Here is a 12,088-nt window from a genome sequence, read left to right on the forward strand (position 1 = left end):
AGTTGCCATGCAGCGTCCGGGGAAGTGTTGGGCGCTGTTTTTTTCTGTTTCTCAATGATGTTTTGTAGGCCGGAGAAGGTGTGTAGGTCGCACCTTATGCGACCTACACATCAGTCAGGAATTACCCTTCACGTTCCACAACTTTAATTTCCACCATGCCGATCCCGAGCTTACGCGGCGAGTGTCCGAGGATATTCCCTTCGTTGGTTGAGACAGGTTCCGGCGGCACAATTACCAGTGTGTCGGCATCGGTTGGGTTATCGAAATGCAGTGTGGTGGTGGTTACTTCATTGCCCAGCACAAGAGTTTGTTCTTCATTGCCTACGCGTACCGGAATAGGACGGCTGGCGTTATTGCCGTATGCTTTGGCGGTAATCACCAGGTCAAATTTCTTCGGCAGCGGATGCTTGTACTCGATTTTTACTTCATCGCCCAGCTGAGCGTTGGACCAGCGGCCCCACGACTCCGGACGGGAAATCCCGCTAAACTGTTTCACCTCTTCTGGCGCACCGGCGACGTTGAAGATGAAACTGTCGGCTTTGTAGCGAATATCGTTATCAACAATTTTCAGCGTATCGACATTGCTTTTGTAACGCGCCATGTCGATGACCGTATCTTTAAATGCCGTTTTGCCCTTCCACATTGTTTTATCAACATGCTGGACAATTTGCTGACCGCCAAGCTGCCCCTGCGAGACACACCAGTCGGTGGAGAGTGCCAGTTCCGGAGCCCAAAGTTGTGCCATCTTGTAGCAACGGTCAACCCAGACGAAATTGTCGCGTGGAGCGAAATCGGCCAGCTGGAAACGCAGCGGTGCTGAGTATTCACTTTCCGGCAGCGGTTCTACGCGCTTGTCTGAAACCCGCAACAGCAGCGGCAAACGGAAATGGCTACCCGAGAAGGCAATCATGTTTTTCTGCTGGTCGATAGTGAACTCTTTCATCTCTTTAGGGAATTTCCACAGGCGGATGATATCCGGCTTCCACGCCAATGTTTTCTCTTTGATATTGAGGAAGATTTCCGACATCGACTGCCCGGATAAACTGCTACGACCAAGTCCGAGATAGTTATCGCCACCGAGAATGTCCAGCACCGTCGCGCCGTTATCCATCGTGTTACGCTTCACTGCCAGCGTCTCTTGCTGCGGCTTGTCGCCACGAATGACAAAAAACAGGTTATTGCGATCCTGCTTATTAAGGTATTTCCACGCCGTGTTGTTCATCGCTAAATGGTCAGAAGAGACGACGATGACGGTATCTTTAAACCACGGTGACGCTTTGATTTTGTTGATAAACGCCGCGATATTCTCCTGGCTGCAACTTACCGCGCTGAATGACTGGTTCGGCTTACCGTCAAAATCATATTTTTTGCGGTTACAGGTACGCGAGATAAAACCATCCGGGTGATGGGTATCGACTGTCAGGGTAAACAGTGAGAATCGCTGACCTGAGCGGGAAAGCTCTTCAAACTTTTTCCACGCTTCATCGAGAACGGTATCGTCGTAGAATCCCCAGTCGTTGCGATAGTGCGGGTCGGCCACCACGCTTTTCAGCTCTTCTGAGCCGTATAAGTGGTCGAAGCCATGCGACTTCAGGAACACATCTTTACCGGCAAAACGCAGATTCGCGCCCTGCACGAAATAGTTCTGATAACCCGAGTTTTTCAGGATATCGCCCAGACAGATGTTCTGCGGGAAGAAGCTGGAGACAGAGGCGGAGGCGTTGCCTTCAAAGGGGGCAAACAGCGGTATGCCGCACTGAGAAGCCACCATGCCCGCAATCGTGTAATCCGTTCCTGGCAGCTGCTGCGTGTGGCTGAAATCCAGGCCTTCATTTTTCAACGCGCCCAGTTCAGGCGTGAGATCCGGGAAAGCTTCGTTATCAAAATAGGTCCGCTCGAGACTTTCGCCGTAGATATAAACCAGGTTGAGTTTCGGGTCAGGGATAGTTTTCGACGGCTCTTTATAATAAGCCGCAAAGTCCGGGTCGCCATCGCGTGACTGGGATTTCACCAGTTCCGTTATCTGACGAAATGCTGGGCTGGCGTCCACCGAACCCAGCGCCAGTAAGAGCGCCAGCAGGCTGTAACCAAAATGGTGCGGATGATGGCGACGACGGCGCAGGATCCAGCCCAGCGCACCGAACACCGCTGTCAGCCCCAGCACAATGCCGATACCCGGCAGGATGTATTTGCTGACGCCAGCACCGGTCAGGCTGTTGGTTAAGGTATAGAGAACCGCGTCGTTAATACCATCGCCAGTAAAATAGTCACTGGCAAACAGGGTGATATTTAAAACGACAAATAGCCCCAGCACCGTTAATGTGGCTGCAAACCACCAGGTGTTACGTCCCGCTTTCCATGCGTAAATCAGCACAGAGGCGAGAAAAAGGGCGAAAGAGAGTAGTTCTGACAACGGGCGATCCTCACTAAACCGGGCCGTTTAGCCAACGTTTAAGCTTTTTGAGAAGCACAATGTAATGGCGTCGCCATATTGCTGCAATTCTAGTGTCAAAAAAATGCGATGTTGTTAGGAATTAGTTTATAAACAGACTTTTTTGATCGCGGTCGCTTCCCGTGTAACAGGGGGAAAACCGTCCAGGAGCAGGGAAAAGGGCAGGAGAGAGCCGCGTCAGCCGGGTAACAGCTAAAACGCGGCGTTTCGCGGTTCAGGAAATGAAGTTCAGCCCCTGCTTTAACACCAGATCGCAGGCTTTGGTTTTCACCTTTTCTGCCAGCGGAGTCGTTCCGATGTTATCCAGATTGAGTTGCTGACCATCTTTGGTTTTCAGCAAACCCTGAATGCCATCCAGATAGTTGGTGTCTTCTTTTTGCTCTTCACTGTTCAGGCCCAGCTTTTCCAGCACCTGGTTCTTGATGTTTTCGGCATCGGTTACCGACGCCAGCTTTTGCTTCGCGCAGTATTGCAGAATGCCTGCGGCGTTGTTCATGTTATCTGCGCTTAAGGCCTGGTTCCCGCTGCTAAGCAAGTTAGTTAATGACGCGAGCGACCAACCGCCTTCCTGTGTCGTGCTGTTTTGGTTGCCAAGTTCGCTGGCGGCGCTGGAGAGCGCATCTTTCCAGGACGCAGCATGCACCCCGGTGGAAATTAATGCGCTGGCGGCAATGGCACAGCACAGAAGATGTTTAACAGTTTTCATCATCATTACTCAAGGTGGAATTGTGTCGCAGTATACCGCCAGAAACGGGGATTAATACTCTTTACCTGTTACCCGGCTACGGTAGCTATCCCAGTTGAAGATCACCCACAAACTGTTACCCAGGCGCATACGGTCCATCACGCGTTCGCCCAGCAACTTGGTCATCTCTTCCATATTACTGTTGGTCAGCATCCCGGTTGGGCGTTTGGAAGAAGAGCGGCGATCGACGATCTGGTTGATGATCACTTTTTCGTATTTCGATTCGGTCTGCACGCCGATCTCATCGATCACCAGCAGATCAACGTTGCTCAGATCGTTAAGCAGTTGTTCTTCACTGGTACCGCTATTCCTGAAGGTATCTTTCATCGCCGACATAATATCGGCCACGGTGATGATCAATACGGATTTACCGCGTAGCAGCAGCTCGTTGCAGATTGCCGCCGCCAGATGGTTTTTGCCGGTTCCTGGCTTACCAGAAAAGATGAAGCTGGCGATGTTGCCGTCAAACTCTTCGACGTACTGGCGCGCTTTGCTTAACGCATTCATCTGCCCTTCACACTCAACGCGATAGTTCTCAAAGGAGCAGTTCTGATGCAGTGGCCGAATACCGGAGCGGTTAAAGGTGCGCTGCATTTTCATCGCCCGATTTTCACGTTCGAGAGCGGCGGAGCGGATCGCTCCTTGTTCTTTCTGCCAGGCCAGTAGCTCTTCACCCGTTTTGAATGCAGGTTTGATATGGGCAGGCATCATTTTTTGCAGGCGTTGCATCAGGTCGCCAACGTTTTTCATCGTTACCCTCTGAATCCTGGTGGAATTTGGCTGTCAGGTTCGCTGACCGTATTCACATCTCGTTTCGGCAGTCCGCCGTTGCTGGCACGACCGATTTGCAGGCTGCGCGCCAGTTTTTGTTGCCACTGCACATGGTGAAAGACTTTACCTTCCGCCTGCCAGTAGGCAATGAATGAGGCCAGTTCTTCGGTGGTCACCGGCTCTCTTAGCGCCACGCCCCATAGCGCCGCCAGGCGGATAAAGTCGGCATCGGGTTGCCAGTCCGGATACATGGCGAATTTCCCCATGGGGACAGCAACGGGAGCGGCTTGCGGTTCCTGATAGAGTTGATCGTCCAGAGCGACATCGCTTCCCGGACGCGCCAGCTTTTCTTCCAGCGCCAGCAGTTCAGCCAGGCGTGCAGGCGTGACGGCATAAAACGCCGGGGCATTGTTAGCAAATACGGCAACCACACCGCCTTCAGCTTTTGCCAGAACGGTTTGGTGATCGTGTACCAGGGCGTCAATACCAACGACGTCCGGGGTCAAAACTCTGGAAGACATACTGTTTCTCAAATATGGAACGATGAACGAGAAGGGAGATAACTTTTATAGTAACACACGGAGGAGAGGAGGCTGTCTCTCATCCGTGTGCTTAAGCGAGGCAATTTTATACGCGAGGGCGCTTGCGGTACAACCATAATCCAGGAATGGAAAGACCGATGGATAACGCACCAACAATCGATGAAGCTGTAAGAAAGTTGGTTAACAGGGTAATCATCAACGGTTCGCTGTAACCTAACTGGCTGATTTTTACCGCCGAAATCATTGCGGTATAAGCCGATATGCCCGGGAACATAGGGATAACGGCCGCCACGGTAAACACTTTCGGATGCGCCAGATACCAGCGCGACCATTGAATACCAATGGTGCCGACCAGCATAGAAGCCATAAAAGTTGACCACTCAATATTCAGCCCGCTGGTCATTAAGATCATTCGTGAACCATGACCAATCGCGCCAAGCAGCGCACACCAGCGTAACGCCCGAACGGGAACGTTGAACACCATCGCAAAGCCGACCGCAGGAATGGCGGCGAGGATCATATCCTGCGCCAACGCTAACAGAAATTCGATCACACCCATCCGCGTAGCCCCCAAATCGTCAGTGCCATCACTACGCCGACGCAGGTAGCCAGTGTCAGCAGACTGGCGATCGCCCAGCGTGCCAGTCCGGTATTGATGTGGCCTTTAAACATATCGGCGACGGCATTAATCAACGGAAATCCCGGCACCAGCAGCAGAACGCTGGCGGCCATCGCGATAGTGGGTGTATTGCTGAAAGTGGGAAGTTGCAAAAGCAATCCGGAAATGGTGGTGGCGGCGAAAGCGGTAAGGCAAAAGTTGATTTGTGGATGAAGATGACGTTGTGCCAGCAGCTGGCGGATATACATCGCGGCCGTACTGGCAAAGAAGGTGATGACGGCACCATCCCAGCCACCTTTATTGAGTTTACAGAAACAGGCACAAGAAAGGCCAACCATTAAGGCTACCAGCCATCTTGGGTAACGTAATGGCTGAATTTGGCTAAATCGTTTCTCTACGCCTTTGTAATCCAGCAGATGGTGCTCCGCCAGAATCACAATGTGCTGGACTTCAGTCACCACATGCATATTAATGCCGCGATCGTGATTTTTACGTGTCGATGTCAGGCATTGCCCATCTTTAATGGTTGTCAGCACTATGGCGTTCGAAGAGATAGAACTTTCGACGCTGTCCATCCCCAACGCCCGACCCAGTCGTGAGGAAAGCTCATCAACCAACGCGCTTTCCGCACCATGTTGCAAAAGAAATAATCCACACTGGATACAAAGCCGTGTTACGGCTCGCTGTTGCTCAGTTTGCATAACTCGCCCTTTGTCATAGACGTGCTGCGTATTGTTCAGATAATGAGAATCCATTTGTATCATGAAGCACGGTTGTTTTGCGGTAGGTTAAGATCAAAATTGCGCTGATTAATCCTGGTTATCGGGACAAGCTCGGTGATAAAAAGCGAATTATCTCTCGCCGCAAACAAACTATCACATGAATATTATCACTATAATGAATTTATTGTTTGGCCTTTACGAATCAGGATAATAGATAACCGGGCACGTTTTTTAATGTTAACAAGTTAAAACCATCAGATTTCATTGAATAAATATTGGTTGTGTGATTTTTCATTCTGCGGGAAGGGATATCATTTAATTATAAATTAAATGAATGTGATTTCTGTTTTTCATTAAGTATTCCTAACAACTTAATGTAGATATTTTAAATGTCTCCAGGCTATTTCACCAGGTTATCATTTGATGCTAACCTTCTGACACATGCAGTGGAGTTGTTGTGCAGCAGGAGTATGCTGATATGAAAGTGAATGCTAAGGATAATTTATTCGCTTAATCTATTAATTTGCTGGAAACATTTAAGGAATGAATATCCTGAATAAACCATCATGATTTTTAGACAGTGGATGTGGAGGAAATATGTTGCCAGGATGCTGCAAAAATGGAATTGTTATCAGTAAAATACCTGTTATGCAAGCAGGGTTAAAAGAGGTCATGAGGACTCACTTCCCTGAATATGAAATAATATCCAGCGCCTCTGCGGAGGACCTTACCTTATTACAATTACGTCGTTCCGGATTAGTCATTGCTGATTTAGCCGGTGAAAGTGAAGATCCTCGTTCTGTTTGTGAACATTATTATTCTTTAATCTCACAATATCGGGAAATTCACTGGGTTTTCATGGTGTCACGCTCCTGGTATTCCCAGGCAGTAGAATTGCTCATGTGCCCTACGGCGACGTTATTGTCTGATGTTGAACCCATTGAGAATCTGGTCAAGACCGTACGTTCCGGCAATACGCACGCAGAGCGTATCAGCGCCATGCTGACCTCTCCGGCAATGAATGAAACTCATGATTTTAGCTATCGCTCCGTCATTCTCACTCTTTCAGAGCGCAAGGTACTGCGGCTATTAGGTAAAGGATGGGGCATCAACCAGATAGCTTCGTTGCTTAAGAAAAGTAATAAAACTATCAGCGCCCAAAAAAACAGTGCGATGCGTCGACTGGCAATTCACAGCAACGCTGAAATGTATGCATGGATAAATAGCGCGCAGGGTGCAAGAGAACTTAACTTGCCTTCTGTTTATGGAGATGCCGCAGAATGGAACACAGCCGAATTAAGAAGAGAAATGTCGCACTCATAGAAAAATGCGTCATGAGCAGTATCGGTATTGAGAGTTTATTCAGAAAGTTTGCGGGTAACCCTTATAAGCTCCATACCTATACCAGTCAGGAGTCATTTCAGGATGCCATGTCGCGGATCTCATTTGCGGCGGTCATTTTTTCTTTTTCTGCCATGAGAAGTGAGCGCAGAGAGGGATTATCTTGCCTGACTGAACTGGCGATTAAGTTTCCGCGTACCCGGCGTTTAGTTATTGCGGATGATGATATTGAAGCTCGGCTGATTGGTTCATTGTCGCCATCACCGCTGGACGGTGTATTAAGTAAAGCGTCAACGCTGGAGATTTTTCATCAGGAACTCTTTTTGTCATTAAATGGTGTACGTCAGGCGACCGACCGACTGAACAATCAGTGGTACATTAACCAAAGCCGGACGCTAAGCCCGACGGAGAGAGAAATATTGCGCTTTATGTCGCGTGGCTACTCAATGACACAAATTGCCGAGCAGCTTAAACGCAATATCAAAACGATCCGTGCACATAAATTTAATGTGATGTCGAAACTGGGCGTCAGTTCTGATGCAGGGTTGTTGGAGGCCGCAGATATTCTGTTATGTATGCGGCATTGCGAAGCAAGTAATGTGTTGCATCCCTATTAATCCGCATGATGCCGGGTTTACTTCCCCGGCAGTGCTTTCATTTCAGCGTACAATCGCCACATTGCTGCACATCCGGTAAGCGATAACGCTGGCAGCAGGTCCGGCGCACCAGCAGGCCGTCGCGTAGCACCACGGTACGCCAGAGTGGATTATCTTCACCGGTAGTAAGCGTTTTCTCAAAAAAGAGGGCATGGCGCAGCGATTCAACCGTCGCCTCGCCGAGCAGTTGCTTCATCTCAGTAAGATACCAGTTGATCAAATAACCGGTATTACTCCAGATAAGTTTGCCGTTGATCTCTCCGGTCGCTTCTAGTGCCTGCACAACCGGAACCAGCGCCTGGCTGATTAACCTTTCCATTCGCTGCTGCGGCGAATGTGGTGTTGCGTTTTTATCTTCACACACATCGACCCAGAAACAGGCGGCACGGCCGGTTTCGTGAAACTCAGCATGGAAATGTTCCGGCGACACATCTAATGCCTTTTCCTGCGTCAGTAGCGCCAGCATTAATGGTGGCACCATCAGGCCGATATACCATTGTGCCCATAGTGAGATCAGCGGTTTGTTCTCGCGGATCATCGTTGGTTGGTTGCGATAGATATGATCGGAATAGACCGCGAGTAGAGAACTTAGCGCATTCGGTGATGACCATTGCGCCAGCGTCATGGCGTTAAGCGGAGCGGGTTCATCCAGGCGGATAAACTCCAGCAAATGTTCACGATGTTCGGCGATCGTCGCACGTACGGCTTGTGCAAGCCCAGCATCCTGTGGCTGGAGATGCGTTCGCCAGATAACATCTTCATAGAGCGGTGCGGAACGATAGGCCATAATCGGGATAGTAATCTAAATGATAATGATTGCTAATCCTAGCGATAGGTTTATCCGATAGCAAGGGATTTCTCTGGCTTGCAAATGATAAAAATTATCATATGATATTGGTTATCATTATCAATGAAAGAGATGAAACCATGTTGCAACGTACGCTGGGCAGTGGCTGGGGAGTGTTGCTGCCAGGATTGCTGATTGCAGGGCTGATGTATGCGGATTTATCGCCTGATCAATGGCGGATTGTCATTCTGATGGGATTAGTATTGACGCCGGTGATGCTGTATCACAAACAGTTACGGCATTACGTTTTGCTACCATCGTGCCTGGCGCTTATTGCTGGCATCATGCTGATGATAATGAATTTGAATCAGGGATGAAAAATCAAGGAAGAAACAAGAAAGGAAGTAAAGATAATTGGTGCGAGGGGGGGGACTTGAACCCCCACGTCCGTAAGGACACTAACACCTGAAGCTAGCGCGTCTACCAATTCCGCCACCTTCGCATACCATCAATTCTTAAAAAGAATTGCTACCACGGAGGCGCATTCTAGTGGTTTTCAGCTTTTCGTCAATAGTTAATTATCGCCGGAGGTGTAATTGCTGGAAAAATGTCCATCAGGAAACTAGCGTGCAGGTTTGGTAGGCATGCGGGGGCAGATGCCAGATGCGACACTGGCGCGTCTTATCTGGCCTACGAAGGGCTAACGTGCAGGTTTTGTAGGTCGGATAAGGCGTTCACGCCGCATCCGACACGGTATTCGGCGAGATAATTAACCTTTCTTCGCCTGGCGGGTCATAATGGCGCGATACACCTTGAAACGCCCGGTTTGCGCAATCACTTCATGGAAGCCAAATGTCTCATCCAGCACGTCCGGGTAAGGCAGGAAGGCGTTCGCTACAATTCGCAGCTCGCCGCCGCTATTAAGATGACGCACCGCGCCGCGAATCAGCGTTTGCGCCGCATCCAGGCTGGTTTGCATCCCATCGTGGAACGGCGGGTTGGAGATGATCATATCAAAACGACCTTTCACCTCGGAAAAGACGTTGCTGGCAAAGACTTCACCTTCAACACAGTTGGCCGCAAGTGTTGCGCGGCTGGCTTCTACCGCTGGCGCAGAGACATCGCACAAGGTGAGACGAATTTTCGGCGAATGGCGCGCAAAGGCAACTGAAAGCACCCCCGCGCCACAGCCGACATCCAGCACTTTACCTTTCGTGTGCGGAGTTAACGTCGAGAGCAGCAACTGGCTACCGACATCCAGACCGTCGCGGCTAAACACGCCAGGCAGCGTTTTGACCGTCAGGCCATCGACGCTGTATTCGCCCCAGAATTTATCGGCATCAAATACCGGCTGTTTTTCCAGACGACCAAAATAGAGGCCACAGCGACGAGCGCTGTCGACTTTATTCAACGGCGCATAATCTGCCAGCATCTGCTCGGCGCTGCGCACGCCGCTGCGGTTCTCGCCAACGACAAAAATATCCGTCCCCACCGGCAGCAGAGAAAGTAAATTCATCAACTGGAACTGGGCTTCCGGTTTGTTCTTCGGCCAGTAGTAAATCAGCGTATCGCAATCTGCGACGTCATCCGCCGTGGCGACCAGACTGAAACGGGCGTTATCCCCCATCTGGCGGCTTAATACCTGCCAGTGGTGGAATTGCTGGGTATGAGCACGGCTGGCCGCGGTATCTAAACGCGCGGGCAGGTCATCCTGTAAGTCTCCGGCAAACAGAATACGGCTTTGTTCGAAATCATCACTGTGACGCAGCAAGACTTCACTTGCCGGGGTAAATGCAGACATGGAATGCTCCTCAATTGATACTGGCGGCGATTATAGCCATATGTTGGCGCGGTATCGACGAATTTGCTATATTTGCGCCCCTGACAACAGGAGCGATTCGCTATGACATCCCGACGAGACTGGCAGTTACAGCAACTGGGCATTACCCAGTGGTCGCTGCGTCGCCCTGGCGCGTTGCAGGGGGAGATTGCCATTGCGATCCCGGCACACGTCCGTCTGGTGATGGTGGCAAACGATCTTCCCGCCCTGACTGATCCTTTAGTGAGCGATGTTCTGCGCGCATTAACCGTCAGCCCCGACCAGGTGCTGCAACTGACGCCAGAAAAAATCGCGATGCTGCCGCAAGGCAGTCGCTGCAACAGCTGGCGGTTGGGTACTGACGAACCGCTATCACTGGAAGGCGCTCAGGTGGCATCACCGGCGCTCACCGATTTACGGGCAAACCCAACGGCACGCGCCGCGTTATGGCAACAAATTTGCACATATGAACACGATTTCTTCCCTCGAAACGACTGATTTACCGGCGGCTTACCACATTGAACAACGCGCCCACGCCTTTCCGTGGAGTGAAAAAACCTTTGCCAGCAACCAGGGCGAGCGTTATCTCAACTTTCAGTTAACGCAAAACGGCAAAATGGCGGCGTTTGCGATTACGCAAGTGGTGCTGGATGAAGCTACATTGTTCAATATTGCGGTCGATCCTGACTATCAGCGTCAGGGATTGGGAAGGGCGCTGCTGGAACATCTGATCGACGAACTGGAAAAACGCGGCGTGGCGACACTATGGCTGGAAGTCCGTGCTTCAAACGCTGCCGCCATTGCCCTGTACGAAAGTTTAGGCTTTAACGAGGCGACGATTCGCCGCAATTACTACCCCACCACGGACGGTCGCGAAGACGCCATCATCATGGCGTTGCCAATCAGTATGTAAGACAAGGTGGAATAATGAAGTGGGACTGGATTTTCTTTGATGCCGATGAAACGCTGTTTACCTTTGACTCATTCACCGGCCTGCAGCGGATGTTTCTTGATTACAGCGTCACCTTTACCGCTGAAGATTTTCAGGACTATCAGGCCGTTAACAAGCCACTGTGGGTGGATTATCAAAACGGCGCGATCACTTCATTACAGCTTCAGCACGGGCGTTTTGAGAGCTGGGCCGAACGGCTGAAAGTTGAAGCAGGCTTGCTTAACGATGCCTTTATTAATGCGATGGCGGAAATCTGCACGCCGCTGCCGGGCGCGGTTTCTCTGCTTAACGCCATTCGTGGCAACGCCAAAATCGGCATCATCACCAACGGCTTTAGCGCCTTGCAGCAAGTGCGTCTGGAACGCACGGGCCTGCGTGATTACTTCGATTTGCTGGTGATTTCCGAAGAAGTTGGCGTTGCCAAACCGAATAAGAAAATTTTCGATTATGCGCTGGAACAGGCGGGCAATCCTGACCGTTCACGCGTGCTGATGGTTGGCGACACTGCCGAGTCCGATATTCTCGGTGGCATCAACGCCGGGCTTGCGACCTGCTGGCTGAATGCGCACCATCGCGAGCAACCAGAAGGCATCGCGCCCACCTGGACCGTTTCTTCGTTGCACGAACTGGAGCAGCTCCTGTGTAAACACTGATTGCCTCCCCCCCGTTGATGGGTAAAATA

The 12,088-nt window shown here is 50.6% G+C and carries 14 protein-coding genes and 1 tRNA gene; 6 read left to right on the plus strand and 9 right to left on the minus strand.

Features of this window, described 5'->3' with window-relative positions; genetic code table 11:
• Positions 1-121: 121 nt before the first annotated feature.
• From opgB to FTE26_RS14875, 6 genes are all read right to left on the minus strand, one after another.
• Complete coding sequence (gene opgB / locus FTE26_RS14850) at positions 122-2,413, minus strand: phosphatidylglycerol--membrane-oligosaccharide glycerophosphotransferase (protein ID WP_001292657.1); 2,292 nt, start codon at positions 2,411-2,413, stop codon at positions 122-124.
• 253 nt (positions 2,414-2,666) lie between these two features.
• Positions 2,667-3,161, minus strand: a complete 495-nt coding sequence (yjjA, locus tag FTE26_RS14855) for a DUF2501 domain-containing protein YjjA (protein WP_001308243.1) — start codon at positions 3,159-3,161, stop codon at positions 2,667-2,669.
• 48 nt (positions 3,162-3,209) lie between these two features.
• Positions 3,210-3,947 carry a DNA replication protein DnaC gene (dnaC, locus tag FTE26_RS14860; protein WP_000799911.1) on the minus strand — a complete coding sequence of 246 codons (738 nt, stop codon included), beginning with the start codon at positions 3,945-3,947 and terminating at the stop codon, positions 3,210-3,212.
• 2 nt (positions 3,948-3,949) lie between these two features.
• Positions 3,950-4,489, minus strand: coding sequence for a primosomal protein DnaT (gene dnaT / locus FTE26_RS14865; protein ID WP_000098818.1), 540 nt, complete (start codon positions 4,487-4,489; stop codon positions 3,950-3,952).
• A gap of 106 nt (positions 4,490-4,595) precedes the next feature.
• A complete protein-coding gene (locus FTE26_RS14870; protein ID WP_000538188.1) occupies positions 4,596-5,069 on the minus strand; it encodes a threonine/serine exporter in 474 nt (157 codons plus the stop codon).
• Positions 5,060-5,830, minus strand: a complete 771-nt coding sequence (locus tag FTE26_RS14875; RefSeq protein ID WP_001340933.1) for a threonine/serine ThrE exporter family protein — start codon at positions 5,828-5,830, stop codon at positions 5,060-5,062. The genes FTE26_RS14870 and FTE26_RS14875 overlap by 10 nt, the downstream gene beginning before the upstream one ends.
• Positions 5,831-6,448: 618 nt before the next feature.
• On the opposite strand from FTE26_RS14875, the gene FTE26_RS14880 reads away from it, so the two are divergent.
• Entirely contained in the window at positions 6,449-7,174 is a 726-nt protein-coding gene (locus tag FTE26_RS14880) for a helix-turn-helix domain-containing protein (protein ID WP_000936630.1), read from the plus strand.
• Positions 7,132-7,809: a DNA-binding transcriptional activator BglJ gene (gene bglJ / locus FTE26_RS14885; RefSeq protein WP_001300509.1), complete on the plus strand. Its 678-nt coding sequence runs from the start codon at positions 7,132-7,134 to the stop codon at positions 7,807-7,809. The genes FTE26_RS14880 and bglJ overlap by 43 nt, the downstream gene beginning before the upstream one ends.
• Before the next feature lie 37 nt (positions 7,810-7,846).
• On the opposite strand, the gene fhuF is transcribed toward bglJ, so the two are convergent.
• Positions 7,847-8,635, minus strand: a complete 789-nt coding sequence (gene fhuF / locus FTE26_RS14890) for a siderophore-iron reductase FhuF (protein WP_000331602.1) — start codon at positions 8,633-8,635, stop codon at positions 7,847-7,849.
• Positions 8,636-8,775: 140 nt separating this feature from the next.
• Here fhuF and FTE26_RS14895 point away from each other — a divergent pair, with 140 nt between their 5' ends.
• Positions 8,776-9,012 (plus strand): DUF1435 domain-containing protein, encoded by a 237-nt coding sequence (locus tag FTE26_RS14895; protein ID WP_001350368.1) that lies wholly within the window; start codon positions 8,776-8,778, stop codon positions 9,010-9,012.
• 38 nt (positions 9,013-9,050) lie between these two features.
• Here FTE26_RS14895 and FTE26_RS14900 read toward each other — a convergent pair.
• Positions 9,051-9,137: transfer RNA gene (locus FTE26_RS14900), tRNA-Leu, on the minus strand.
• 267 nt (positions 9,138-9,404) lie between these two features.
• The gene (gene rsmC, locus FTE26_RS14905) at positions 9,405-10,436 is read right to left on the minus strand and encodes a 16S rRNA (guanine(1207)-N(2))-methyltransferase RsmC (protein WP_001272319.1); all 1,032 of its coding nucleotides are present in this window, start codon (positions 10,434-10,436) and stop codon (positions 9,405-9,407) included.
• A gap of 102 nt (positions 10,437-10,538) precedes the next feature.
• On the opposite strand from rsmC, the gene holD reads away from it, so the two are divergent.
• Genes holD through yjjG form a run of 3 tightly spaced genes read left to right on the plus strand, consistent with a single transcriptional unit; the run spans position 10,539 to position 12,059 of the window.
• Complete coding sequence (gene holD, locus FTE26_RS14910) at positions 10,539-10,952, plus strand: DNA polymerase III subunit psi (RefSeq protein ID WP_000204016.1); 414 nt, start codon at positions 10,539-10,541, stop codon at positions 10,950-10,952.
• Positions 10,921-11,367 carry a ribosomal protein S18-alanine N-acetyltransferase gene (gene rimI, locus FTE26_RS14915; protein WP_001092461.1) on the plus strand — a complete coding sequence of 149 codons (447 nt, stop codon included), beginning with the start codon at positions 10,921-10,923 and terminating at the stop codon, positions 11,365-11,367. The genes holD and rimI overlap by 32 nt, the downstream gene beginning before the upstream one ends.
• 14 nt (positions 11,368-11,381) lie before the next feature.
• Positions 11,382-12,059, plus strand: a complete 678-nt coding sequence (yjjG, locus tag FTE26_RS14920) for a pyrimidine 5'-nucleotidase (RefSeq protein ID WP_000870700.1) — start codon at positions 11,382-11,384, stop codon at positions 12,057-12,059.
• Positions 12,060-12,088 lie beyond the last annotated feature (29 nt).

It is taken from the genome of Escherichia sp. S10b (assembly GCF_028421345.1).
In the GTDB taxonomy this organism is placed as follows: Bacteria; Pseudomonadota; Gammaproteobacteria; order Enterobacterales; family Enterobacteriaceae; genus ECMA0423.